Source organism: Algiphilus sp. (assembly GCF_965216485.1).
Lineage (GTDB): Bacteria > Pseudomonadota > Gammaproteobacteria > Nevskiales > Nevskiaceae > Algiphilus.
This window is the reverse complement of the sequence record NZ_OZ244162.1, coordinates 211012-236761: the sequence shown is the minus strand read 5'-3', so window position 1 is coordinate 236761 and position 25750 is coordinate 211012. Positions and strand designations below refer to the sequence as shown.

Here is a 25750-nt window from a genome sequence, read left to right as displayed (position 1 = left end):
GCAGTGCGCTATGCCTCAGTCGCGCTCCAGTGTGTAGAGCAGATCGCCGCCGCTTTCGACCCCGGTTTCGGTCTGCAGTGCGAATCCCCGGCCAAGGTCGTAGCGCAGCTTGAAGATCTGCCCGGGCTGGAACAGGCTCACGCCGTAGCTGACGTAGAGCCGCGAGCCGATGTACTTGCCGACGGTGAACCGCGCCTGGGAGCTGTCCTCGCCGTCGCCACTCCCGATCGAGATTTCGTCCACACCCACGCGGCTGCCGATGCGCTGCGCCAGCCAGTCGCCCCCCGAGAGCCCCAACGCCAGCGCTGCGCCGGCCAGAGCAGAGCTCTCTTCGCTGCCTTCACCGATTTCGGTGGGCGGACGGGCCAGCACCAGCCAGCTCAGCTGGGCGTTCTGCTCCATGGGCGGCTCAGAGAAGAGCTGGAACTGTGGTTGCTCGACGCTGCCGCGTACGCGGATGCCCACCAGCACATTGGGGTCGGGTGTGCGAACGGCTTCGAAATCGAGGCCTGGAGATGTGACCGGGCCGCCGGCGAAGACAATGCGGCCGCGGCGTATGGCCAGTTTTTGACCGTAGGCTTCGTATTGTCCGTCCTCCAGCGTCAGCGCGCCGCGTCCGCGCGTGACCTTGCCAGGGGATTCGATGACCGTGATGGAGCCCTCGAGCCGGGTATCCAGACCGTAGCCCGTCAGGGAGACTTCGTCGCCCAGCGCCACCGTGATCTCGGCATTCACGGGCAAGCCCTTTGCGATCACCTGATCGTCATCTTCGATGAAGACCTGGTCCGCGCTAGGCGTGACGCCACCACTGGACGAAAATTTCTCGGGCTCGATGGTGGCGCGCGGAATGTCCACCCGGCCGCTGATGCGCAGCGTCTCCTCCAAACGCACGGTGAGGTCGGGAGAGATCCACGCCTGGGCTTCGGGCAGATTGGCCGCCTGGAAGTCCTGGCCCTGGACGCGTAGTTCTGCGCGCAAAGGGTTCGCCCGCAGCTGCGCGGTCCCGTTGCCCTCAATGCTGCCGCCCCCAGAGTGGGCGCGGAAGGCCAGATCGAGTTGTTGGTCGTCGCGCGTGCGCACGGTGGCACTGATGTCTTCCAGCGTCAGTCCGGGTGTGAACAGGGCCAAGGTGCCGTTGTCCAGTCGGGCCTCAAGCTGAGCATCGGGCGCGGTGGCAGTGCCACTCAGCCGCACGCGCGCATTGAGGCTGCCGGATGCTTCAGTGACCTCAGGCGTGAATAGCGGCAGGAAGTCCAGCGAGGGCAGGGTCAGGTTGAGCTGGCCATCCAGAGCCCCTTGCGGCTTCGGGTCGAGACGCACTTCGCCGTTGATGGCTCCGGCCGCCACCGGCAGACCGAGGCGCGCAAGAAGCTCGCCCGCGTCGTTCACCGAGCTTTCCAGCGACCCGGGGCCGAAAGCAAGCGGTGCCTGATCGGGGGCACGCAGTGCGCCCTCTGACAGGACAAAGCGACTGTCGGCCTGCGTGAGCACGCCGTCGACCATGGTGACTTCGGCATCGCCCTGCATCCCTCCGTCCAACTCCATGCCGGGGGGCAGGAAGGGGTGCAGGGTCGCCAGGCGGAAATCCTCCAGCGCAAGGGCCGCGTTCAGATTCCCGGCCTGCCAAGCCGCATCGAGGCAAAGCGCTCCGCTCTCGGCGCCATCCAGGCAGAGCTGGTCGACGCGTGCCTGTTCGGCGGAGGCCTGTAGCGGGGTAGCGTCGCGCAGTGTCCACGCGGTGAGACCGAGCGCGCTGGGGTCAAGACGCAGTGCTTCGAGGCGGCCGCTCCAGCGCATGGCTGCTTGATCGAGGCCGCCCTGCAGGCGGGCGGCCGCATCGAGCTGCGGCGTCTGTGCATCGATGGTCAGCGTGTGATCGTCGATGCGCCCGTCGAGGGAGATGGCTGCCTCCGAGAGCAGCACGGTATCGCCGCGCCTGTCGTAGACGCCCGACGCGCTGAGGTCGGCGCGCATCGGGCCATTGAGCGCGACATCCGCGTCGATACGGGCCTCGGCGAGGCGTGTGCCGGCCATCTGGACCTCGTGCAGCTCACCCTTCAGGCGTAGCTGCAGTGCATCCATCGGGCCCTTCAGTGTCAAGCCCAGCCCCGCCTCGCCACGGATGCCGGGTGCGAGCTCATTGAGATTGGCGCTTTGCAGGGTGGCCTGGAAATCAAAAGGCGGCGTGACGGTGCCCGATCCTTCCAGTCGCGAGCTGCCCGAACGCGCGCGCAAGGTCTTCAGCCGCACCTGTGTCCCCTGTGCCTGCCCCTCCAGAGCGAGTTGCAGCGCGTGCTTGCGCAGTCGGCTGTCTTCGAGCGTGACCTGGAAGCGGGCATCGGGCACATCGCCGCGCATTGCGAAGGTGGTGGTTGCGTCGCCATTGAGGGTGCCCGGGAAGTCAGGCGCCAATGGCGCCGGGTTGATGCCTTGCCATCGCAGCTTTGCATCGCCGGAGAGAGTGGGCTGCCATTGAACCTGGCCGCTGCCGCGCACACGCCCCTCCAGCAGGCGAATGGCCAGGCTGCGAATCCTTGCTTCCGTCAGGCCGCCTTCGGCCTCCAGTTGCAGCGACAGCGGAAGCAACTCCGCTTGCGTGCGCAGACCGGATCGCGTGGTGTCGGTCTCCACGCTGCCCGATGGGCGCTCGGGTTCTGGGGGTGCCAAGGCAACTGTGGCATCCGCGTCGAGCCGCACGGTCCAGGCATCGGGTTGGCCTTGCGCCCTCAGGTTGCCCTGGGCACTCTGCCAAGCGGGTTGGCTCGGGTTGAGCGGATCGTGCAGCCCGCGCCACTCCAGTGCGGCCTGGAAGCCATCCGTGCCCTGCCAGTCCGCGTCGATGCCGATGGAGCCGCTCGGGTAGAGCGCAATGCGGCCCTCTGCCGTGGGCTGCGCCAGCGAGCCGCCAATCTGCAGGTTGCCCTCGGGGCTTGTGAGCAGTCGCGCGTCCTGCGCCGCGCCGGCAGGCCAATGCAGATCCTGCCAGTCGATGGTCGCGCGCAGTGCATCATCCGAGCCCACTGGAATGCGGCCATCAAGGCGCAGCGTGCCAGCACCGGTCAGTTGCAGGTCTTCAACCTCGACTGCGCCCTTCGGCAACAGGATGCCCGCTTGCATCTGGTAGCGGCCGTACTCCGGCTGATCCACGCTCAGCGATTCGATCTGGATGCGTCGTCCGGCGGCCCATGCCGACAGGGTCAATTCGTTCAGACCCGGGAGTGCTTCGCCCTGCTGTGCGATCTGTACATCGCGCACGCTGAGCTCGGCGAGCACGACACGGAAGGGGATCAGCACATCCAGCGGGCCCGAGGGCTCCGTCTCGCTCTCGGTGGGCTCTTCCTCTCCCTGCTGAAGTGCCACGCGCACGGTCTCGACGCCGATCTGCTTGATATACAGGGTCCCCCCCGGAATCCAGCCGGGTACCCAGGCAAAGCGCAGTGTGTCCACCTGCACGTCGGCGGCAGGGGTAACGATCTGCAAGCCTCGCAGCGTCATGCTGCCGAGCAGGCGACCGTCGGCGGCCTCCACCGAGAATTGTTCGCCGGCCAGCGTATCGGCCAGGTCGAGCACGGTGCGCAGGCCAGTGGTCGTTAGCCCAAGCCAACCGACCAGGATCAATACCACCACCAGCGTGACGGTCAGGACCTGGGTACTCAGTCGCAACAGGCGATGCAGCCAGCTCAGCAAGCGTGTCATGAGCTGTTTCATAGGGAAATCCCGATGCCGATGTGCAGCCGGACCAGCCGATCCTTGTCGAGCGGGTGGGCAAGATCGACTCGAATCGAACCCACTGGGGAACGATAGCGCAGGCCCAGCCCGACACCGCGCGACAGCTCGGGGAAGGCGATGTTGCCGGCCCCGCCGGCATCCATGAAGGCCGCCACGCCCCAGTTGCCCCAGATCAATCGGTCCACTTCGACTGACATGGAGGTCAGGTATTCGCCGCCAATGACGTTGCCGTCGTCGTCGAATTCGCCGAGGGAACGGAAGGCGTAGCCGCGCACACTGCGGTCACCGCCGGCATAGAAGCGCTCGGACAATGGCAGCCGCTCGAAGCTGTCGACGAAGCTGGCGCCGTACTCGAAGCGGCCCAGCAGGCGGCTCTTGGCATCCAGCGACAGCACGCCGCGCAGTGCCACCCGGCTCTGCGCAAAGGTCGTGCTGGAAAGCGCGGGTTCGGCCGCGCCGTGGGTATCAAGGAACACGCTCCAGCCGTTGCGCGGATAGGCCTCGTTGTCGAACTCCTTGCGCTCGAAGGAGATACCCGGCACCAGCAGATTGGTGGTACGACGCAGGTCGCCGACGGAGAAGCGCTCGGTCGAGTATTCGAGGTAGGTGCGTCGCTTCCAGTCCCCGGGCTGACGCGCCAGGGAGGCGCCGATGATGTAGCTCTCCGAGTCGCCGTCTTCGAATTCCTCGCGCTCGTAGCGGGTGTTGAAACTGAGACTCTCGCCGGGGATATTGCCGAGCGGGATGTTGTAGGAGCCGCCCACGTCAGCGCCCCGCTGCGACACTCGGATATCCGACTCGATGGAGTGTCCGCGCTTGTTGATATGGCGAAAATCGGTTTCCAGCGAGACCCGCGCGCCGGTATCCGTACCGAAGCCGACACCGGCGGCGTAGCGCTGCGAGGGCAGATAGCGCGGCTCGATGCGGATGGGCATGCGGGCATCTTCGGCTTCGTCGCGCTCCGGACTGACGTCGACGCGGCTGAAGTAGCCGAGCTCCATCAACTGGAACTGGGTGTCGAGCAGGGCATCGGGGGAAAAGGGGTCGCCGCTGGCGATGGGCAGATAGCGGCGGATGACGTCGTCGTCGAGTTCGTCCTGCACGATGCGAATCTCGCCGACTTCGTAGCGAGGGCCGGTATTGAGAACCAGCCTGATGTCGGCATAGCGGTCATCGCGATGCACGCGGATCTGCGCGGTCTCGTAACCGACATCGAAGTATCCGCGCGCAAAGGCGGACCGGATCAACCGCTCCTTGGCCGCGCGGTACTGACTGTGCAACAGCGGCTGATCTTCAGTGAGCGGAAGCTTGTCGATTTCCGCCTGCAATTCGGCATCCGCTTCACCGCCGCCCCTGATGTCGATCTGTATGCGGCGGATACGTGTGCGCGGGCCGGGCTCGATGCGATAGGCCGCGGTGGCCGATGTCTCCCCAATCTCGAACTCGCTACGTACGGTCGGCGAGTAGTAGCCATAGGGCTGCAGTGCCTGCTGAATGTCGTCCTTGGCGCGCTTGTGCAAGCGCTCAAGGATGTGGGGCCGGGATTCTCCCTGGCGGGCAGCCTGGCGAATGGCCAGCAGCGACTCCACGTTGTCGCGGAGCTCGCCCTCGACGCCGTCCACGCGCACGTCGACGTCGAAGGCCAGCGCGCCCGGCATGATCCCGAGCGCGCAGAGTCCCCAGAGGCTCAGCCAGAGGCTGCGCGGCAGATGCACGGCGTCCGAAGGCCGCTACAGGAATTCCTTCGGATTCGGCAGTTCCTGGTGCGGGGCTTCCATCTCGCCGATATCGATCTGGTGCGGGAAGCCTTCCAGCGGGCCCAGCATCCGTTGGTCGCGGGCGATCACCGGACCATTCTGGGCGTACAGGGTCATCAGTTCGGCAATCGCCGTCAGCGAGGACAGATGGGTGCGCTCCCAGCCGTGCGAGGAGTCCGCACCAAAACCGATCAAGGCGTGGCGGATGTCATAGCCAGCGCGCAGTGCGGCCGCCGAATCGGAAAAGTAGTACGGGAACACATCGCGCTGATGATCGATGTCGTGTTCCTGGCACAGGTGGATCAGCTTGCGCGTCAGGTGGTAGTCGAAGGGTCCTGAGGAATCGGCGATGGCCAGCGTGACGCCGCGCTCGCGCGAATTCTGTCCGGTGCCCGGAATGGCGATGTCGATGCCGATCATCTCGCTGATGCGTTCGTCGAGAATGGCGGAGGCGCCGAAACCCACTTCCTCGGTGACAGTGAACATCGGGTGGAAGTAGACCGGCAGCGTGATCTTGCTTTCGACGATGGCCTTGCAGGCGGCGAGCAGTGCGGCAACACCTGCCTTGTCGTCCAGATGGCGGGAGGAGATGTAGCCACTGGAGGTGATTTCCGGTTGCGGGTCAATCGCAACAAAATCACCCACGTTCACGCCCAAATGCCGCAAATCCTCATCAGTATCCGCATATTCGTCGATGCGCAGTTCGACCTGCTCCCAGTTCACGGGCTGGTCGTCGACCTGGGTGTTGAAGGCATGGCCGGAGGCCATCAGCGGCAGGATCGTGCCGCGGTAGGCGTGGTCGTCGGTGAACAGGGTCACGCGCGCACCCTCGGCGAAACGGCTCGACCAGGTGCCGATGGGCAGCAGGCTCATGCGGCCGTTCGGTTTGATGTGGCGCACATTGGCGCCGAGGGTGTCGACGTGGGCCACGACCGCGCAGGCCGGGCGATCGGTCTCGCCCTTGATGGTGGCGCGAATGGCGCCGCGCCGGGTCAGTTCAAACGGTACGCCGATCTCGGAGAGCTTGCCGCAGACGTAGTGCACCACCTCGTCGGTGAAGCCCACCGGGCTCGGGATGGCGAGCAGTTCGAGCAGTGTCTGGCGGATGTAATGGTCGTCGATTGGTAGTTTTTTCATGTCGCCCATTGTGACCGTGCTCACGCGACCGCGCTGCGTGGAAAGAGAAAATCAATGAAACGCTGCGCGGTCGGCTGGGGCTCGTGGTTGGCAAGCCCCGGGCGCTCGTTGGCTTCAATGATCACGTAATCGGGTTGAGACGCGGCCGGAACCAGAAAGTCGAGCCCGGTTACCGGAATCTCCAGCGCCCGGGCGGCGTTCACTGCAGCGTGCACCAGGGTGGGGTGCAGCAAATGCGTGACGTCCTGTAGCGTGCCGCCGGTATGCAGGTTGGCGGTCTTGCGCACGGCCAGTGTCTCCCCTTGTGCGAGTACATCGTCCAGGCTGTGACCGGCCATGCGCACGCAACGTTCCGTTTCCTTGTCCAGCGGAATGTGTGCCTCGCCGTCCGTGGCCGCTTCACGGCGCCGCGACAGCTTCTCCACCAGCGTGCGGATCGGGGTAGAGCCGTCGCCGGTGATGACCGGCGGGCGGCGGATGGCTGCGGCCACCACCTTGTAGCCAATGACAATGATGCGCAGGTCGTCGCCCGGACAGCACTGCTCGATGAGGACTTGCTCATCGTGCTTGCGCGCCGTGCGGATCGCCGAACGCAGCGCGCGACCGTCGCGCACATCCACCGAGATGCCTGCCCCTTGTTCACCGTCGGCTGGTTTGACGACCACCGATTGGTGCAGGCGAAGAAATTCGAGGTCGCCGTCGGAGTCATCGGCCACGCGCTGCGCCGGCACGTTCAGGCCCGCGCGCTCGAGGATGCGCCGCGTCACCCGCTTGTCCGCGCAGCGTGACATCGCCACCGCCGAGGTCAGGGCCGAGAGCGACTCGCGGCAGGTGATGGAGCGCCCGCCAAGGGTCAGCTTGAAGTAGCCGTATTCGGCATCCAGGATCTCCACGCGGATGCCGCGACGTCGCGCCTCGTTGGTGATGATGGCGGCATAGACGTTGAGTCCGGCGTCGTCGTCGGGGGGCTCGGTGTAGAGCGGCTCGTTGATGGCGTTCTTGGTCTTGACGGTGAACACCGGCACGCGCGTGAAGCCCAGCTTCTCGTAGAGCGAGATGGCCTGGCTGTTGTCGTGCATCACCGAGAGGTCCATGAACACGCGGCCACGGGCCTGGTAGTGCTCGGCCAGGAAACGCACCAGCGATTGCCCCAGGCCGGGCAGAGTGGCGTCGGGGTCCACCGCCAGACACCACAGGCTGGAACCGCCCTCGGGGTCGCCGCAGGCTTCGACGTGATCGACGCCAGTGGCGGTGCCGACGACGCGGCCGGTAGCGAGGTCCTCGGCCACGGCATAGATCATGGTGCGGGAGGCACGCTGCTTCCAGGCCATGCCCGCATCGATGGGGACCATGCCGTGCGCGGCATAGATGCGGTTGATGGCCTGGGCGTCCTCCAGCGTGCGCAGCCGGCGCACCGCGTAGCCGCGATTGCGTTGCCGTGGAGAACGGTAGTGCGCTAACCAGAGCCGGAAGGTGTGGCTCGGGTCGAGGAACAGCTGCTGCGGATTTTGCGCCAGGATGACGTGCGGGTCGCGCACATAGATGGCGATATTGCGCCGGCCGGAGGGTTCATCCAGCAGCGCGCGCGCAACATCCCCCGGACCGTCGAAGGTATGGGCCAGAATCAGGTCGCCCCAGCCCATATCCAGCGACACGTTGGACTGCCCGATTTCCTGATTGGGCGGCGGCGTGCGCTGCTGGTGATTGAGGCTTTGGGCATGACGTTGCGCCAGTCGGGGGTCGGAATGGCCACGACGAGACATACGTTGCTCCTACCGGCGAAGGAAGACGAGGGCCGGTGTCTGAGAGGCCGTATTAAACACCATGCGCCTGCAGCCAGCCTTCCAGTGCGGCGCATTGCCAAAGTTTGGAACCGCGCAGCGGCGTGATGTGCGCCTCCGGATCGGCGAACAGCTCGTCGAGGTACACACGCTGGAAGATGTCGCGGTCCTTGGCCACGCGGGCGCTGAGCAGGTCGCGCGTGTACTCCAGAAAATCGCCCTGCAGGTACTTCAGCGCCGGCACCGGGAAGTAGCCCTTCGGTCGGTCGATGACCGCGGCCGGGATGACCTGGCGAGCGGCTTCCTTGAGCACGTACTTGCCGTCCTCGGCGATCTTGTGCTGCGCCGGAATGCGGGCGGCCAGCTCGACCAGTTCGTGGTCCAGGAAGGGGACGCGGGCTTCGAGGCCATGCGCCATGGTCATGTTGTCCACCCGCTTGACCGGGTCGTCGACCAGCATGATCTGCGTGTCCATGCGCAGCGCCTTGTCCACCGCCTCACTGGCGCCGCCGCGTTCGAACTGATGGCGGATGAAGGCGCGGGCATGATCCTCGCCGTGGAAACGGGTGTGGACCGCGCGCTGGAACTCGGCGTGGTCGCGGTCGCAGAAGACCCGGGCATAGTCTGCCACCGGGTCGGTGGATTCCATCATCGGCGGATACCAGTGGTAACCACCGAAGACCTCATCGGCGCCCTGGCCCGACTGCACCACCTTGCTGCGCTTGGCGACCTCCTCGGACAGCAGGTAGAAGGCGACGCAGTCGTGCGACACCATGGGCTCGTTCATCGCGCGCATGGCCTCGGGCAGGCGTGGCAACAGCTTGCGCGAGTCGATGAAGATCTTCTCGTGCTGGGTGCCGAAGTGCTTGGCGACGATGTCCGAGTATTCGAATTCGTTGCCCTTTTCCTTGCCCACGTCCTCGAAGCCGATGGAATAGGTGCGCAGATTGGCGCCGGCTTCGGCCATCAGGCCGACGATCAGGCTGGAATCGACGCCGCCGGACAGCAGTGCACCCACCGGCTCGTCCGAGACCAGGCGGCGATGTACCGAGGTGCGCAGCGACGCCAAAACCTGATCGCGCCAATCCTCGAAGCTGCGCTCGCCGTCGGCGTCATCGCGTTCGAAGGACAGGTCCCAGTAGGCCTTCTCATAGCTCTTGCCGTCCGCCTCGACCACCATCATCGTGGCCGGCGGCAGCTTGCGGATGCCCTTGAGCATGGTATGCGGCGCCGGTACCACCGCGTGGAAATGCATGTAGTAGTGCAGCGCCACCGGGTCGATGTCGCGATTGATGTCCGGCGCCTGCAGCAGCGCCGGCAGGCTGGAGGCAAAGCGCAGCGCGCCGCCATCCCGGCTGTAGTAGAGCGGCTTGATCCCCAGACGGTCGCGCGCCAGGACGATACGACCCGAGTCGCGCTCGAAGAGCGCAAAGGCAAACATGCCTTGCAGGTGATGGACGAAATCCAGTCCCCAGCAGGCGTAGGCCTTCATGATGACTTCGGTATCGCCTTCCGAATAGAAGCGGAAGCCGCGCCGTGACAGCTCCTCGCGCAGCTCCGGGTGGTTGTAGACGGCGCCGTTGAAGACGATGCCCAGACCTAGCTCGGAATCGATCATCGGCTGCTGCGCGCGCTCGGACAGATCCATGATCTTCAGCCGGCGCTGCCCCACGGCCAGCGGCCCCTGGGCGAAGACGCCAGCGCCATCCGGGCCGCGCGGCGCCTGACAGTCGTTCATGCGCGCAATGAGGCCGATGTCGGCCATCTGGCCATCGAAGCGTCGTTCCCCGGCGATACCACACATAAATGCTCTCCTGTTGGCGTATTCAGGCGGTCTGGCGGCCGCCGCGCGCACGGTTTTCCAGCGCGTGGAAAGGCCGTTGCGCCTTAGTTGTCGATTACAAAGTCTACGCCGGTCAGTGCAAGGGACCGTTGCCAGAGCTGGCGTGCGCGCTCTGGATCCTGCGCCATGCGGCGGCTTTGCACGGTGGTGGGATAGCCGCGCATCTGCTGGATGCCGTCCGGCCCGATGAAGTCACCGCCTGCAACCGCGGGCGCTGTCGCCGCGTACAAGCTGGGCAGGGCGCCCATCTGCCCGCTCTGCGCCAGCAAGGTATTTCCGACATGCATGAACATGGCTTCGACACGCGACTGCTTCTGCTCGGCAGCGACGAACTGCAGATGCGTGGCCGCATAGCCCGGATGTGCCGCCACCGCCGTGCAGTTGCGTCCCGCCTGCGTCAGCCGGCGGTGAAGTTCGTTGTGGAACAGCAGATTCGCCAGCTTGCTGTCGCCGTAGGCCTGCCACGGTCTGTAGCGGCGCCGTTCCCAGTTGAGGTCGTCGAGGTCGATGCCGGGTGTGAGCCGATGGGCCTGACTGGAAACCGTCACCACGCGGGCTCCCGCGCGCAGCCGCGGCAGCAGTTGCCCTGTGAGCGCAAAGTGGCCCAGATGATTGGTGCCGATCTGCATCTCGAAGCCATCGGCCGTGCGCGACAGCGGCACCGCCATGACGCCAGCGTTATTGAGCAGGATGTCAATGCCCTCGCCCCGCTCGGTCAGCGTCCGGGCGCAGGTCGCGACCGATCCAAGGTCGGCGAGATCGAGCGCCTGCAGCTCCAGTTCGGCATCCGGCAGTTCGGCCTGGATCGTTTGCCGAGCCTCGGCCCCTTTGTCGAGATTGCGGCAGGCCATGATGACGTGCGCCCCGGCGGCCGCCAGTGCGCGGCTGCAATGCAGGCCGAGGCCGCTGCTTGCGCCGGTGATGACAGCGGTCTTGCCATGCAGATCGCCAATATCCCGTGCGGTCCATCCCTTGGCCATGGCACTCCCCTTCGTGCGAATGGTTCGGGCAGCATAGCGTCCGTGCCGGCCGGGAGTGTGTGCGGTGCGGCGCAGACAGAGGCGGGGAGTGCATGAAGACGATGGTGACCGGGGTGTTGGTGCTTGTTCTGGTAGGCCTTGCCGCGCTGGCCGGGTGGAGTCAGTGGGGCAAGTGGCGGGTGGAGCAGCGTTATCCGCCAGTGGGGGATTTCCTGACCGTTGACGGCCTGCGGCTGCACTACCGCCTGCTGGGCAAGGGCAGTGGCACACCCCTGGTGCTGCTGCACGGCGCCAGTTCCAATCTGCGTGATTTCAGCCGGCTGCAGCCCATGCTGGCCCAGGGGCGTCCCGTGCTGGCTATCGATCGTCCGGGCTACGGCTACAGCCAGCGGCCCGAGCAATGGCCGACCCCGGCGCGCATTGCCGAGCTGGCGCTGGACGCCGCCGAAGCCCTCGGCCTTGAGCGGCCCTTGCTGGTCGGACATTCCTGGGCCGGCAGTGTGGTCATGGCTGGTCTGGTGCATCACGGCGACCGCATGGCCGGCGGCGTGCTGCTGGCTGGCGCAGCCGGGCATTGGGCGGGCTCGGTGGACTGGACCTACCAGGTGGGCGGCGCGCCGCTGATCGGTTCGCTGTTCGCGCACACCGTGGTGTACCCGGCGGGGCAGGCCATGCTGCCGACGGTGGTGGAGCGCGTGCTCGCCCCCAACCCGGTGCCGGAGGATTATGTCGAGGGCATTGGTGCGCCGCTGGCGCTGCGACCCACGACCTTTCTGCATAACGTCGAGGACATGAATCGCCTCAGCGAGTATCTGCAGTCACTGAGCCCGCAGTACGCGCAGATCGAGCAGCCCCTGCTGCTGATCCATGGCAAGGCCGACGAGCTCGTGCCTTTCTGGAATCACGGCGCTCGCCTGTTGCCGGTGGTGCCGCAGGCGCAGACGGTGATGCTGGAGGGGGTCGGCCATGCCCCCCATCACGCCGCGCCGGAGGCGGTGGCGGAGGCCATCGACCGCTTCGCGCTGCAGCAGACGGCGCAGGCGCAGCGCTAGCGGTGCGTGCGGCCACGCACTAGCCCAGCAGCGGCTGCATCCAGGCCGAGATGTCCTGGATTTCCTCAAGACAGACCTGATGCTGCATCGGATAGTCCCGCCACTGCGGCGCATAGCCCCATTGCCGCAATGCCTCGCAGCTGTGCTGGCCGAGCTGGATGGGCAGCATCGGGTCCTGACTGCCGTGGCAGAGCAGAATCGGTACGTCCCGATTCGCGGTGCTGATTTCCTCGGCCAGGCGCTGCTCCAGCGGCAGGTAAGTGGACAGACCGAGCACCCCGGCCAGCCGCTGCGGATGGCGCAGGCCGGTGTGCAGCGCGATGGCGCCGCCCTGCGAGAAGCCCGCCACGATGATCTTGTCACTGGCAATGCCGGCCTCGACCTGCTCGGCGATCAGGGCATCAATGCGCTCCGCGGAGGCGCGTACCCCCTTTTCGTCCTGCGGGCCGTTGCGGTCCAGCGAAATGATGTCGTACCAGGCGCGCATCGCCATGCCACCGTTGAGCGTGACCGGTCGAACCTCGGCGTGCGGAAAGATGAAGCGTACGGCGAGTGCGTCGGGCAGCTTCAGTTCGGGGACGATGGGGACAAAATCATTGCCGTCGGCGCCCAGGCCGTGCAGCCAGATGACGGCGGCGCGCGCCGGATTCGCGGGTTCCAGGGTGACGCCCTGTTCGTTCTCACTGCGGTGGTAGCTCATGGCCTGTCTGCCGATTGATCAGCGCGCGATTGTCAATGCCGAAGCGCCCGTGGGCAAGCGCGCTACACTTTGCCGCCATTTCGTTCTCGCTGATGCCCATGGCACGTCATTGGCCGCTCTTGCTCGTCCTCCTGCTCGCCGGCTGCGGGCAGTCCGGTGATCTCTATCTGCCCGGTTCGGATGACGCGCCCCAGCGCATTAGCGACCTGAACGCGCGCGCCGAGGCGGAGGCGGCCGGCGGTGACGACAATGATGCCGACGACAAGGACCAGGATGACGACGCCGAATCACCGCGCGATGCACGCTGACGACTTCTTTCCGGTGCGCGAAGGCGCACTCTGCGTGGAGGGTGTGCCTTGCGAAGCCCTGGCGCGCGATTTCGGGACGCCGCTGTACGTCTATTCGCGGGCCGCGCTGGAGGACCGCTATCGGGCCTATGACGAGGCTTTTGGCGCGCTGCCGCACCGTGTCTGCTTTGCGGTCAAGGCCAACTCCAACCTGGCGGTGCTGCAGACCCTGGCACGGTTGGGCAGCGGTTTCGACATCGTCTCCGGAGGCGAGCTGACGCGCGTGCTGCGCGCGGGTGGCGATCCGGCCCGAGTCGTCTTCTCCGGCGTCGGCAAGACCGCTGCGGAAATCCGACAGGCGCTGGCGGCCGGGATCGGCTGCTTCAACGTGGAGTCGGTGTCCGAACTGCAGTTGATCGACCGCATCGCGCGGGAGGAGGACCGTTGCGCGCCCATTGCGCTGCGCGTCAATCCGGATGTGGACGCCGGGACGCATCCCTACATCTCCACCGGTCTGCGTGAGAACAAGTTCGGCATCGCCATCGAGGACGCGCCTGCGCTGTACCGGGAGGCCGCGCAGCGCCCGGGTCTGCGGGTGGTGGGGCTGGCCTGCCACATCGGCTCGCAGTTGCTCGACCTCGACCCCATCGAGGATGCGCTCGACCGTCTGCTGGCCTTGGTTGAACGGTTACGTGGGGACGGTCTCAGCCTGGACCACCTCGACATCGGCGGCGGGCTGGGCGTGCGCTATGCCGACGAGTTGCCGCCGGCGCCGGCGGAATACGTTGCCCGGCTGCGCCCCAAGCTGGAGGCCTGCGGGCTGGAGATTCACATCGAACCCGGCCGCAGCATTGCCGCCAATGCCGGCTTGCTGATCACGCGGGCTCTGGCGCTGAAGCCGACGGAGGCGCGCGCCTTTGCGATCGTGGACGCGGCGATGAACGATCTGCTGCGCCCGGCGCTCTACGATGCCTGGCAGGCCATCGAGGCCGTGTCGCCACGCATCGATGAGCCGCAGCAGCACTACGACGTTGTCGGTCCGGTCTGCGAGAGCGGGGATTTCCTCGGCAAGCAACGCGCGCTGGCCATCCGCGAGGGCGATCTGCTGGCGGTGCGCGGCGCGGGGGCCTATGGTTTCGTCATGGCCTCGAACTACAACAGCCGTCCTCGTCCGGCCGAGATTCTGGTGGACGGGGCGCATGCCCACGTCGCCCGTGAGCGCGAAACGGTGGACGACCTGATGCGCGGCGAACACCTGCTGGACTCCGTGGAGACGCCGCGTGGCTAGCGGTCCGCTGATCCTCATCGACGGCTCGTCGTGGCTGTACCGCGCCTTTCACGCGCTGCCACCGCTGACCGCGCCGGACGGCAGTCCGACCGGGGCGATCTACGGCATGGCCAATATGCTGCGCAAGCTGTTCGCCGACTACGGGTGCGAGCGCATCGTGGTCATCTTCGATCCGCGCGGCGCCACCTTCCGCAACGAAATGTACGCGGACTACAAGGCCAACCGGCCGCCGGTACCAGAGGATCTGGAATCGCAGTTCGCCCCCATGCGCGAACTGATCCAGGCGCTAGGCGTTCCGTTGATGCAGATTGACGGCTTCGAGGCGGACGATGTCATCGCCACCCTGGCGCGGCAGGCCGAGGCCGACGGTGCAGAGGTGTTGATCGTCAGTGGCGACAAGGACCTGGCCCAGCTGGTGAGCGACCGCGTCAGGCTGCTCGATACCATGAAGGGGGTGACCTTCGACCCGGCCGCGGTACGCGACAAGTACGGCGTGCCGCCCGAGCAGATCGTCGACTGGCTGGCCCTGATGGGCGATACCTCGGACAACATCCCGGGCGTGCCCGGCGTCGGGCCGAAGACCGCCGCCAAGTGGCTGGATCAATACGGCGATCTCGATCGCCTGCTGGCCGAGCGCGATAGCGTCAAGGGCAAGGCCGGCGAGAATCTGCGCGCCGCTGCGGAGCAGCTCCCGCTGTCGCGCGAACTGGCGACGGTGCGCGATGACGTCCGCCTCGAACAGCGCTGGGATCGCCTCACGCGCAGCGAGCCCGATACCGAAACCCTGGCCGGGCTGTACGAGCAGCTCGGCTTTCGCCGCTGGCTGGAGGCGCTGCGCGAGACGCAGGACGAGGGCGACGATGGACAGACCACCGCCGATACGCCGAAAGCGGCGATCGCGGTCACCACCGTGCTCGACGAGGACGCGCTGGAGGCGCTGCGCAAGGCCTTGGAGACAGCAGAGCTGATCTGTGTCGATACCGAAACCGACAGTCTGGATGCGGTGCGTGCGCGGCTGGTGGGCTTGTCCTTCGCGGTGGAAGCCGGGCAGGCATGGTATGTGCCGCTGGCCCATCGTGGCCTCGACGCCCCCGAGCAGTTGCCCTGGGAACAGGTGCGCGAGAAGCTGGCGCCGCTGCTTGAGGACGCGGAGCGCCCCAAGGTCGGGCAGAACCTGAAATACGACATCAATGTGCTGGCGGGCGCCGGTGTCACGCTGCGCGGTGTGGTGCACGACACCATGCTGCAGTCCTACGTGCTGGACGCCACCGCGCGCCACGACATGGACACCCTGGCCGAAACCCATCTTGGCCACCGCACCATCGCCTACAGCGACATCACCGGCAAGGGCAAGAAGCAGATCGGTTTCGACGAGGTCGCGGTCGACAAGGCGGCCGAGTACGCCGGCGAGGACGCCGACGTCACGTTGCGTCTGCATCAGAGCCTGTATCCGCGGGTGCGCGACGACGACAAGCTGGCCTCGGTCTACCGCGATATCGAGATGCCGCTGGTGCCGATCCTCGCCGCCATGGAGGCGACCGGCGTCTATGTCGACGCCGACGTGTTGGGCGGCATCAGCCGCGAGTTGGGCGAGCGCATGGAGGCCCTGCAGGCGCAGTGCTGGGAGCTGGCTGGCGAGCAGTTCAATCTTGGCTCGGCCCAGCAGCTGCAGCACATTCTGTTCGACAAGCTCGGGCTGCCGGTGTCCGCCAAGACCCCCAAAGGGGCGCCGTCCACCAACGAAGAAGCCCTCGATGCGCTGGCCGATCAGCACGCCCTGCCGGCACGCATCCTCGAGTGGCGCGGCATGTCCAAGCTGCGCAGCACCTATGCCGACGCGCTGCCCAAGAAGATCAATCCCGCGACCGGGCGCATCCATACCCACTACCACCAGGCCGCCACGGCCACTGGCCGGCTGTCGTCCTCCGAGCCGAATCTGCAGAACATCCCGATCCGCACCGAAGCCGGGCGGCGGATCCGCGATGCCTTCGTCGCGCCCGATGAACGCTGCCTGATGGCCATCGACTATTCCCAGATCGAACTGCGCCTGATGGCGCATTTTTCTGAAGATGAGCGCCTGATCGCGGCATTTCGCGACGATCAGGACATCCACCGCGCGACTGCCTCGGAGGTCTTCGAGCTGCCGCTGTCCAAGGTCACCAGCGAACAGCGCCGCGCCGCCAAGGCCATCAATTTCGGGCTGATCTACGGCATTTCCGCCTATGGGCTGGCGCGTAACCTGGGCATCGGCCGCGACGAAGCGGCGGATACCATCGACCGCTTCTTCGCCCGCTATCCGGGCGTGCGCGCCTACATGGACGGCCAGCGCGAGCGGGCGCGCAGCCAAGGCTATGTCGAAACGCTTTTCGGCCGCCGCCTGTATCTGCCCAACATCCGCGCGCGCAACGCCAACATGCGCCAGTACGCGGAGCGCACGGCGATCAATGCGCCGCTGCAGGGCACGGCGGCGGACCTCATCAAACTGGCCATGATTGACGTCTTCCACTGGGCGCGGAAGCACGCCCCGGAGGTGCACATGATCATGCAGGTGCACGATGAGCTGGTCTTCGAAGGCCCCGAGCAGGCGCTACGCGATATGGCGGCGCAGGTCACCGAGCGCATGTGCAACGTTACCGAGCTGCGCGTGCCGCTGGTGGCGGAACCGGGTTTCGGGCGCAACTGGAATCAGGCGCACGCCTGAGGGGCGTCCCGGCTAGCGCCCTTTGAACACGGCCTCGCGCCGCTCCACGAAGGACTGCAGGCCCTCGGCAGCGTCTTCGCTCTCCATCACCGGCACCAGGTCGCGGAACATCTGGTCGATGGCCTCGGCTTCGGGGTGGTGCTGGGCGAAACGGGTGGCCTTGAGGACCCCTTGCACCGCCAGCGGCGCCGCGCGGGCGATGCCTTCGGCGAGCCGCATGGCTGCCTCGCGCTGTGTCCCCGGCGCGACCACTTCCTGCACCAGACCGGTGCGATGTGCTTCCTCGGCGGACCAACGATCACCGGTCAGCAGGTAGCGCTGCGCGTTGGCCCAGCCCATCTGCTGCGGTAGGCGCAGAGTGGCGCCGCCACAGGGGTACAGACCGCGCTGCACTTCGAGCATCGCGAACTGGGTGTCTTCCGCTGCGACGCGCACCTCGGTGGCCAGCAGCATTTCCACACCCCAGGTGAAGCAATAGCCCTGCACCGCCATGACCACCGGCTTGCACCGTCGTGGTCCCGCCAGGCCGAACAGGTCGATTTCTCCCGCAGCGAGCGGAAAGCCTTCGCCCGAGCGGAAGTAGGGCGCCCACTGGTCCAGCTCGACCCCGGCCGTGAAGTGCTTGCCCTCCGCGCAGACCACCGCCACGCGCAGTGCGTCGTCCCGCTCCAGCTCCGCCAACGCACGCCCGATGTCGTGGTACATGGCCACGCTCAACGCATTCAGCTTTTCCGGTCGCTGGATGCGGATTTCGAGAATGGCGCCGTGGCGCTGACAAAGGATGTGAGTCATGGGGAACTCCGCTGCACAAGGGTTGCGGTCGGCGGCGGCTCCCGAGGCCGAAACCAGGCCACAAATCGGGCCAGGCCACGGTGCCGTGCCCAACTAAATATCTTTCAAAAACAAACACTTAATTTCGATTTGCGCGAAATCATCCCGTTCCGGGCAAATTTTCGCGCGGAGTCGGGAACCCAATCCGCTACTCCCTGTCCTATCCAGTGAGCGTTACCCCCTTGACGCTCCTCTGTCTCCACTCCCTGGACAGAGTCCGGCATCCCCCAAAGCCGGAACCGCTGCCGGGCGATTTCCCCCGAGTCGCCCGGCACTTTTTTGTGCGCTTCGGAAAATTTGTGCGTTCGACTATACGCCCGCATCCGAGCGCAGCCAAGCGCCGAGGGTCGCTTGCGCCTCTTCCACGCCGATGCCGCGCAGCGCCGAGAACAGCTGGCAGCTCGCCCGATCGCCCAGGCTGCGCTGTACCTGAAGCTGTACGTTGCGCGCCTTGCCGAACGAGAGCTTGTCAGCTTTGGTGAGCAGCACATGCAATTGCCGCCCGGCCGATTCGGCCCATGCCAGCATCTGCTGGTCATAGTCGGTGAGCGGGTGCCGGATATCCATGATCAGAACCACGCCAATCAGCGGCCCGCGCTTGCCGACATAATCGCCGACGAGCCGGCCCCAGTCGCGGCGCACCCGCTCCGGCACATTGGCGTAGCCGTACCCAGGCAGATCCACCAGGTAGCCGTTGGGCACCGCGAAGACGTTCAGTAGCTGGGTACGGCCGGGTGTCTTGCTGGTGCGTGCCAGGTTGCGACGCTGACACAATTTGTTCAGCGCACTGGATTTTCCGGCGTTGGAGCGACCCGCGAAGGCCAATTCAGGAAGGCCGTCATCCGGAAGCTGATGGTGTTGTGCACATGACCGCAAAAATTCGGCCTTGAGGAAGGGGTTGTCGCTCACGTCCTGCCGCATCGGGTATATTTAGGCGTTGCAACCATACTCGTTTCCGCGCCCGGCGACCCATCGCCAAAGGGGTGCGAACTGTCATCGGAGTCTTGAATGAAGCGCGCCCTGTTTGCCTGCTGTGCCCTTTTTGTGGGCATCGCGCAGGCCGAAGAGCCCTTTACCGGGGGTGACCCCGAAGCCGGAAAGGCGAAATCCGCGACCTGCGCGGCCTGTCACGGGCCGGATGGCAACAGCAGCAATCCGGAATGGCCGGTTCTCGCGGGCCAGCATGCCACCTACATCGTGGAGCAGCTGAAGGCCTACAAGAGCGGAGCGCGCCAGAATGCGTTGATGATGGGGCAGGCCGCCGGTCTGTCGGAAACCGACATGCGCAATCTCGGCGCCTACTACGCGCAGCAGCAGGCCAAGCCGCGCACCGCCAGCGAGGAAGCGGTGGCCATTGCAGAGCCGCTGTGGCGCGGTGGTGACGCCGAGCGCGGCATTCCATCGTGCACCGGCTGCCATGGGCCGGCCGGTCTGGGGAATGCGGGTGCTGCCTATCCGCGCATTGCCAACCAGCACGCCACCTACACCGCCATGCAGCTGCGTGCCTATCGTTCCGGTGAACGCGGCGTGGGCGTTCCGGGTCAGATGATGCAGACCGTTGCCGCCAAGCTCACCGACGAGGAAATCGACGCGCTGGCTTCCTACGCAGCAGGTCTGCAGCCGCGCCGCTGATCGCTCGGCGGAGCCTTGATCCAAAGCCGTTTTCCGTGGGGATAGATATGCGTCGTTTTTTGAGCCGCCTTGCCGCGGTTGCCCTCCTTGTCAGCCCATTGGCTTGCACCGCCCAGCCCGAGACTTATGTCGAGGGCGAGCACTACAAGGAAGTGCGCAACGTCGAAACCTCGGAGCCTGGTGCGATCGCCGTAACCGAGGTGTTCTGGTACGGCTGCCGGCATTGCTACAACTTCGAGCCGCACATCAACGAGTGGAAGCGCACCAAGGCTGAGGATGTGACCTTCGAGCGCCTTCCCACCGCGCTCGGTCGAAGTGCCGGTCGTCTGCATGTCCGCGCCTTCTACACGGCGCAGGAGCTTGAGGTCACGGACGAGGTGCATGGCCGCATCTTCAACGCCATCCACCAGCAGGGACGAAGCCTCGCCTCCGAAGACACGCTGGCCGGTATCTTCTCGCAGGCCGGTATCGAGGTGGACACGTTCCGCAAGACCTTCAACAGCTTCACGGTCGAGAACCGCACGCGACGTTCGGAGCAGCGCATTGCCGACTTTGGCATCGCCAGTGTCCCGACGGTGGTGGTTGATGGTCGTTGGCAGGTCAGCGCGGGGCAGGCCGGAAGCTTCGAGGAAATGATCAGCATCATCAATTTCCTCGTCGACAAGGCGCGCTCGAACAAGGGCTGATCCGGCATGCGGGCCGGTATACCCGCATGTCTCCTCTCTGGTCTCCTTGTCTTGGTGGTGGCCACCGCCGCCTGGTCTGCGGCGCGTGCCCACTCCGTGGAGTCGATCCCCCTTGCCAACGTCGAGCGAAGCTGCGCGCGCATCGAGGCCCGGCTGGCATCCGTGCATCCGGAGCATTGCGCGCTTCCCGCGCTGAAGGCCTCCGGGGTCGCTTCCGTGGAAGGCTGGCCGCTGCTGTATGCCGATTTTCCGCCCAATGGCGCGACGGCGGATGGCCGCCCGGCACTGCGCGTGCTCCTGTTCGGCGGTATCCACGGCGACGAGTTGTCGTCCGTCAGCGTGGTGTTCCAGTACATGGCGGAGCTCGACCAGCGTACCGACCGCACCCAGTATTGGCGCGTGATCCCGGCCCTGAATCCGGATGGTTTATTGCGGCGGCCGGCCACACGCGAGAATGCCAACGGTGTGGATCTGAATCGCAATTTCCCCTCGCCGGACTGGCAGCGGGCGGCTTTGCCGCACTGGCGCACGCAGACGGGCAGCGATCCGCGCCGCTACCCCGGTCCGGACGCCCTGTCAGAGCCGGAAAGCCAATGGCTGGCCGAGCAGATCATCCGCTTTGCCCCCGATGTGGTGGTCGCCATGCACGCGCCGCTGGGGCTGCTGGATTTCGACGGCAGGCGCCATGAGGCCCCCGAGCGTCTGGGCTTCCTGCAGCTGGATCAGCTGGGCACCTACCCCGGCTCGCTGGGACGCTGGGCCGGGGAATATCTGGGCATTCCTGTGGTGACGCCGGAATTGCCGCACGCCGGCATCATGCCGACCGCGCGGCAGGCGGCCGACATGTGGCGCGATCTCGAGCAGTGGATGGTCGAGCATGTGGTTCCGGGTCTGCCGGTCTCTCGGCAGCTCGCGGACAGCGGTCCGGAACAGGTGACGCCGTGGCTGACGCAGCCGCCGCTCCCGGTGCAACTCAGGGGCGTGCTTCCGCACTGATGGCGGTGGGCGTGATCTCGCGTTCCTCCAGCTCGACCTCGCGCTCGATGCGCCAGCTTCCGTCTTCCTGCAGCCGCCAGTACTGGCGCTTGTGCGAAACCGACTGGTAGCTGTCGCTGCGGTATTCCTGTTCGAAGCTGACCAGACGCAGGCCCGGCTCGCCAGGGTAGTCGAAGATCGCAATATCGCGCAGTTCCACCTCGATCCAGCTCTTGCCCGCGTTGACGGCACGTTTGTGCGCGGCAAAGTGTGGGCGTGCGTGCTGTTCGGTCGTGAAGTTGTCGGCGTAGAAGCTCAGATAGTGGTCGGTGTCGCGCTGCGCCCAGGCGTTGCGCCAGGCGTCGATGCGAGCCTGGAATCGCGTTCGCTCGCTCGCCACGGCCTCCCGTGTCGCCCATTGCAGTGACTCCGCCAGCACGACGCGTGTTTCGCCGATGTCGATGTAGTCCTGCAGCCAGGCCATTGCGTCGTTGGACAGGGTCACGCAGCCCTCCGAAGAGCGTGGCACGCGTGCATAGGTGTCCCGCGGTACGCCGTGCAGCCAGATTCCGTAGCCGGTACGGCGGCGGTGGCGATCCCAGTCGTTGGGGTAGTCCACCGGGAAGGCGCCGTGGCCGTAGAGTTCCGGCAGCGAGGCGTCGTCTTTCCACTCGGTGATGCGGTAAATCCCCAGCGGGGTGCGGTTGTCGCCCTCCCGCTCCTTGCCAAAACCGGCGCTGCCCATGGCGGCATAACGGTCGGCGATCAGGCGCAGGCCTTCGGTGCTGTTCTCCAGCACGTAGAGGCGCGCTGCGGACAGGTCCACCGTCAGCAGATAGCGCAGATGATCGGGCAGGGCCAATACGGCGCTGGGCTGCATGTGCCGGGCGTCGTCGAGATGGCTGCGCGCGATACGCAAGTCCAGTTCTTCAGCTAGTGCCTGCAATGCCTCACCGTGTTCGGGCATCAGGCTGGCGGCGGGCACCCCAGCCAATGCACCGAAGATGCGCCCGCGCAGATAGTGGGCGGCGCGGAAGGTGGGTTCGTCTTCGATCAGTGCATCCACTCGATCCAGGGCAAGGCGCGCCTGACCGTTGTCAAAGGCATGCGCTGCTTCGATCAGACGGTCCTCGGGGGATCCAGGAGGGGCCGGTGCGGCGGGTGCATCGAGCAGCAACGGCGGGCTGACCAGCCGCGCCTCGACGTCATGGCTTGCAGCCAGCAGCGCCACGGCGAGCAACCCGGCCGCGCGGACCATGCCGTACTGTTGCGACTGGCAGGCACCAGCCCTCCCGTGCACGCGCGACGGCGCCATTCTCATCGCATGGCGCCCTGGTGGCGGTTGAGCAGGGCTGCACCGCGGGCGCGAGATGCTGCGGCACGATGGTCGCGTCAGATCGACCTTTAGGCTGCAGGGTGATTGTTCAGGCGCATGCGGCGCCCCACGCGACAATGGCATGTCGGCAATCAACGGGCATCAGCGCGTGGTTTCGCGCAGGATGAGCCAGCGGTCATCCACCCGACGCAGGTCAAGCACCTTGGTCGTGACGTCGCTGTAGTTGTCGGATTCGTATTCCTGCTGGAAGGTGACGCGGGCCCGGTCCGGGCTGACAATCTGAATGTCCGGATCGCGTACCCGCACGACGATGCGGTTCGGGCTGCTCACCCGATCGCGCCGCTGCGCCTCCCAGGCCGAGCGGCTGAGACCGCCGGCGGGATCGAAGTCCGGCGCATAGGCATCGAGATAGGCCTCCACCTCCTGCTTCTGCCAGGCCTGCGCCCAGTCGTAGACGGCTGCGGAGATGCGCTCGCGCGTCGCGCGCTCCGCCGTGGAGCTGGGCGCGGCTGCCGCGGGCGTGGCAGCGGCGGGCGGCGCGGCGCGGTCGACGGCCGGGGATGATGCATCCGAGGCGGAGGAAACGGACGATGCGGCAGCGGCGTCGCTGCTGCCGGCAGGGGAGGTTGCAGCGGTCGCAGGCTGCTCGGCGGGGGCGCTGAGGTTGGGGCGCGTGGCCGGCAGACTGGCGCCGAGGCGCTCCATCAATTTCAGCTTCTGTCGCGCGGTGGGATTGCTTTCATCGAGCATCAGCGCGCGGTTGTAGGAAGCCGAGGCGAGTGCCGCATAGATATCGCCCAGATTCTCGTGCGCCGTGGCGTAGCTGGGGTGGGTGGCCAGCGCCGCCTCCAGGGCGTCGCGCGCCTTCTCATAGTCACCCTGCTGGGCATAGATGACGGCAAGGTTGTTGTACGGCTCGGGTAGCTGCGGATAGTCGCGGGTCAGGTTGGCGAAGACCTCGATGGCCTGATCGCGCCGGCCGGTACGTGACAGTGCGAGTCCGCGCAGGAATCGCGCCTCAGCGTCCTGCGGACTGCCTTCGAGATGCGTTTCCAGCACATTCAGTGCCTGCGCGGCGCGCCCCTCGTTGAGCAGGCGACGGGCCTCTTCGGTCGCGGCGAAGGCAAGGGAAGAACAGAGCGCGGCGGCCACAGCCACCACCGTCGGAATCAGGGGAAATCGAGTGACCATGAAGGGGGTCCGGGTAAGCGGAGGGACATTGACGTCGGGCATCCATAGTACCCAACACCTTGGGGATGGCGCAGGCCGCCGAGACTACCTGCGCTTGGGATAGACCGACGGCATGCCGGGTGGCCGAATCTTGAAGCGACGGTGGATCCAGAAGTAATCCGGCAGCGCCATGCGTACGCCGTCTTCCAGGGCGGCGTTGACGCGCCGCGCGTCCTTCGCGACATCGTCACTGGGGAAGTCATCCCAGGCGGGTGCGATGCGGACAACGAGATCGCGGCCCTCACGCCGGGGGTAGAAGGGCACGACGCGGGCGCGGCCATACTCGGCAAGCTTGCTGGTGGCCGACAGCGTGGGGGTTGGAACACCGAAGAAGTCGACAAAGAGCGTGCCCTGCGGCAGGGCCTGGTCCGGTCCGTACCAGATGGCGTCGCCCTGGCGCAGTGCCCGTACCAGAGGGCGCAGCTGTTCGCGCTGCAGCGCGGGCCGACCGCTGTGGCGGCTGCGCAGTGCCTGCATGACGCGCTCGAACACCGGATCGTTGTGGCGGCGATACATGGCGTGGAAGGTCACGCCCGCCTCGCACAGCGCGCGCGCCGCCAGTTCGAGGGTGGTGAAGTGGCCGGTGAGCAGGATGACGCCACCCTCGCGTTTGGCGGCTTCCAAATGCTCCAGGCCTTCCACGCGCAATCGCGGTGCCAACACGCGCGACGGCTTCCACCACGCCGACAGGGTTTCGAAGAAGCCGACTCCTACCGATTCGAAATGGGCACGCACCAGGGACTCGATCTCGTCCGGCCCTTTGTCGGGAAAACACAGCGAAAGATTGATGCGCGTGATGTCGCGGCGCCGTCTGAGCAGTCGGTAACTCAGCCGGCCAAGCTGCCGTCCCAGTCCTCGCTGAATCGACAGCGGCAGCCAGGCGAGGGCGCGCAGCAGCCCCACCAGCAACCAGTGCGGCCAGTAGCGCGGGTGATAGACAGACGAAGGCTTGCGGGAGGACGGCATAGGGGCATGCAGGCGCAGAGCGCACAATGCGCCATGACGCGAAACAGATAGACTGCGAGTGTAAACGCTCCGTTACCCCGCTCCCCAACGCCGACATGCCGAATCATTCCGCGGCCGCGCGCACCGAGCTTTTCGAGGACGGCAAGTTCGCCCTTGTGTGCGACACCCAACGCGTGGCCGAACCGGGTGCCTGGCTCTTTGACCCAGCGCATTACCGCCAGCATTGTCAGGTGCGCGAGCATGTCGCGGGCCGCGGCAGCGTGCTCTTCATTGACAGCGCTCAGTGGCATTGGGTGCTGCGTGGCTATCGCCGCGGTGGCTTGCCAGGGAAGTTCGCGGAGGAGCGCTATGTCTGGCCGGGGCTCTGGCGGACGCGTCCCTTTCGGGAATTCCGCCTGCTTGAAAAGCTGCATGCCGATGGCCTGCCAGTGCCGGCACCGGTGGCCGCGGGCGTCTGGCGCGGGCACGGTACCTATCGCGGCGCGCTGCTCATGGAGCAGATTCGCGCGGTGCGCGCCTTGCGCGATGTGCTCGCCGAGGCACCTCAGCTCCCTGCCTTCTGGAATGCGGTCGGGGTGCTTATCGCGCGCCTGCACCGTCTGCGCGTGCATCATCCCGACCTCAATGTCAGCAATCTGCTGGTCGATGACCACGGCGGGCTGCATCTGATCGATTTCGATCGCGCCCGTGAAGCCGCACCAGGCTGGCTGCTGCATCTGGGGCTCGCGCGTCTGCGGCGCTCCCTGCGCAGGGCACGCGACAGCGCCGCGGTCATTCACTATGACGACGTCAGTGACTGGCAGGCCCTGATCGACGGCTACCAGCACGCGGGTGCCTGA

At 66.2% G+C, this 25750-nt stretch carries 20 protein-coding genes; 8 read left to right on the top strand and 12 right to left on the bottom strand.

Going from position 1 to position 25750, the window contains the following annotated elements:
• Positions 1-15: 15 nt before the first annotated feature.
• The 6 genes from ACOOFO_RS01055 to ACOOFO_RS01030 form a co-directional block, all read right to left on the bottom strand.
• Positions 16-3708 (bottom strand): translocation/assembly module TamB domain-containing protein, encoded by a 3693-nt coding sequence (locus tag ACOOFO_RS01055; RefSeq protein WP_420427812.1) that lies wholly within the window; start codon positions 3706-3708, stop codon positions 16-18.
• Complete coding sequence (locus ACOOFO_RS01050) at positions 3705-5444, bottom strand: autotransporter assembly complex protein TamA (RefSeq protein WP_420427811.1); 1740 nt, start codon at positions 5442-5444, stop codon at positions 3705-3707. The genes ACOOFO_RS01055 and ACOOFO_RS01050 overlap by 4 nt, the downstream gene beginning before the upstream one ends.
• 15 nt (positions 5445-5459) lie before the next feature.
• Positions 5460-6623 (bottom strand): osmoprotectant NAGGN system M42 family peptidase, encoded by a 1164-nt coding sequence (locus ACOOFO_RS01045; protein ID WP_420427810.1) that lies wholly within the window; start codon positions 6621-6623, stop codon positions 5460-5462.
• A gap of 20 nt (positions 6624-6643) precedes the next feature.
• Positions 6644-8386, bottom strand: a complete 1743-nt coding sequence (ngg, locus tag ACOOFO_RS01040; protein WP_420427809.1) for an N-acetylglutaminylglutamine synthetase — start codon at positions 8384-8386, stop codon at positions 6644-6646.
• Positions 8387-8438: 52 nt separating this feature from the next.
• Positions 8439-10208 carry an N-acetylglutaminylglutamine amidotransferase gene (locus ACOOFO_RS01035; RefSeq protein WP_420427808.1) on the bottom strand — a complete coding sequence of 590 codons (1770 nt, stop codon included), beginning with the start codon at positions 10206-10208 and terminating at the stop codon, positions 8439-8441.
• A gap of 83 nt (positions 10209-10291) precedes the next feature.
• Positions 10292-11227, bottom strand: a complete 936-nt coding sequence (locus ACOOFO_RS01030) for an oxidoreductase (RefSeq protein ID WP_420427807.1) — start codon at positions 11225-11227, stop codon at positions 10292-10294.
• 92 nt (positions 11228-11319) lie between these two features.
• On the opposite strand from ACOOFO_RS01030, the gene ACOOFO_RS01025 reads away from it, so the two are divergent.
• Positions 11320-12279 (top strand): alpha/beta fold hydrolase, encoded by a 960-nt coding sequence (locus ACOOFO_RS01025; RefSeq protein ID WP_420427806.1) that lies wholly within the window; start codon positions 11320-11322, stop codon positions 12277-12279.
• 19 nt (positions 12280-12298) lie between these two features.
• Here the strand turns inward: ACOOFO_RS01025 and ACOOFO_RS01020 are convergent, their stop codons facing one another.
• The gene (locus tag ACOOFO_RS01020) at positions 12299-12979 is read right to left on the bottom strand and encodes an alpha/beta hydrolase (protein WP_420427805.1); all 681 of its coding nucleotides are present in this window, start codon (positions 12977-12979) and stop codon (positions 12299-12301) included.
• Between the two features lie 98 nt (positions 12980-13077).
• Between ACOOFO_RS01020 and lptM the strand changes: the two genes are divergently transcribed.
• Genes lptM through polA form a run of 3 tightly spaced genes read left to right on the top strand, consistent with a single transcriptional unit; the run spans position 13078 to position 17255 of the window.
• Positions 13078-13287, top strand: a complete 210-nt coding sequence (gene lptM, locus ACOOFO_RS01015) for an LPS translocon maturation chaperone LptM (protein WP_420427804.1) — start codon at positions 13078-13080, stop codon at positions 13285-13287.
• Positions 13253-14554 carry a diaminopimelate decarboxylase gene (gene lysA, locus ACOOFO_RS01010; protein ID WP_420427803.1) on the top strand — a complete coding sequence of 434 codons (1302 nt, stop codon included), beginning with the start codon at positions 13253-13255 and terminating at the stop codon, positions 14552-14554. The genes lptM and lysA overlap by 35 nt, the downstream gene beginning before the upstream one ends.
• On the top strand, positions 14547-17255 hold the full coding sequence (gene polA, locus ACOOFO_RS01005) for a DNA polymerase I (protein WP_420427802.1): 2709 nt from the start codon (positions 14547-14549) through the stop codon (positions 17253-17255). Before lysA ends, polA begins: the two co-directional genes overlap by 8 nt.
• A 12-nt stretch (positions 17256-17267) precedes the next feature.
• Here the strand turns inward: polA and ACOOFO_RS01000 are convergent, their stop codons facing one another.
• Entirely contained in the window at positions 17268-18047 is a 780-nt protein-coding gene (locus tag ACOOFO_RS01000) for a crotonase/enoyl-CoA hydratase family protein (protein ID WP_420427801.1), read from the bottom strand.
• 348 nt (positions 18048-18395) lie between these two features.
• Positions 18396-18995 carry a ribosome biogenesis GTP-binding protein YihA/YsxC gene (gene yihA / locus ACOOFO_RS00995; protein ID WP_420427800.1) on the bottom strand — a complete coding sequence of 200 codons (600 nt, stop codon included), beginning with the start codon at positions 18993-18995 and terminating at the stop codon, positions 18396-18398.
• A gap of 99 nt (positions 18996-19094) precedes the next feature.
• Between yihA and ACOOFO_RS00990 the strand changes: the two genes are divergently transcribed.
• The 3 genes from ACOOFO_RS00990 to ACOOFO_RS00980 are packed head-to-tail and all read left to right on the top strand — an operon-like array spanning position 19095 to position 21400.
• Entirely contained in the window at positions 19095-19718 is a 624-nt protein-coding gene (locus ACOOFO_RS00990; protein WP_420427799.1) for a c-type cytochrome, read from the top strand.
• 47 nt (positions 19719-19765) lie between these two features.
• Positions 19766-20404 (top strand): thiol:disulfide interchange protein DsbA/DsbL, encoded by a 639-nt coding sequence (locus tag ACOOFO_RS00985; protein WP_420427798.1) that lies wholly within the window; start codon positions 19766-19768, stop codon positions 20402-20404.
• A gap of 54 nt (positions 20405-20458) precedes the next feature.
• The gene (locus ACOOFO_RS00980; protein ID WP_420429823.1) at positions 20459-21400 is read left to right on the top strand and encodes a M14 family zinc carboxypeptidase; all 942 of its coding nucleotides are present in this window, start codon (positions 20459-20461) and stop codon (positions 21398-21400) included.
• Here ACOOFO_RS00980 and ACOOFO_RS00975 read toward each other — a convergent pair.
• From ACOOFO_RS00975 to ACOOFO_RS00965, 3 genes are all read right to left on the bottom strand, one after another.
• Positions 21378-22637, bottom strand: coding sequence for a L,D-transpeptidase family protein (locus tag ACOOFO_RS00975; RefSeq protein ID WP_420427797.1), 1260 nt, complete (start codon positions 22635-22637; stop codon positions 21378-21380). The genes ACOOFO_RS00980 and ACOOFO_RS00975 overlap by 23 nt on opposite strands.
• A 219-nt stretch (positions 22638-22856) precedes the next feature.
• Positions 22857-23906 (bottom strand): tetratricopeptide repeat protein, encoded by a 1050-nt coding sequence (locus tag ACOOFO_RS00970; RefSeq protein WP_420427796.1) that lies wholly within the window; start codon positions 23904-23906, stop codon positions 22857-22859.
• Positions 23907-23990: 84 nt separating this feature from the next.
• The gene (locus tag ACOOFO_RS00965) at positions 23991-24911 is read right to left on the bottom strand and encodes a hypothetical protein (RefSeq protein ID WP_420427795.1); all 921 of its coding nucleotides are present in this window, start codon (positions 24909-24911) and stop codon (positions 23991-23993) included.
• A 95-nt stretch (positions 24912-25006) separates the two neighbouring features.
• On the opposite strand from ACOOFO_RS00965, the gene ACOOFO_RS00960 reads away from it, so the two are divergent.
• A complete protein-coding gene (locus ACOOFO_RS00960; RefSeq protein ID WP_420427794.1) occupies positions 25007-25750 on the top strand; it encodes a 3-deoxy-D-manno-octulosonic acid kinase in 744 nt (247 codons plus the stop codon).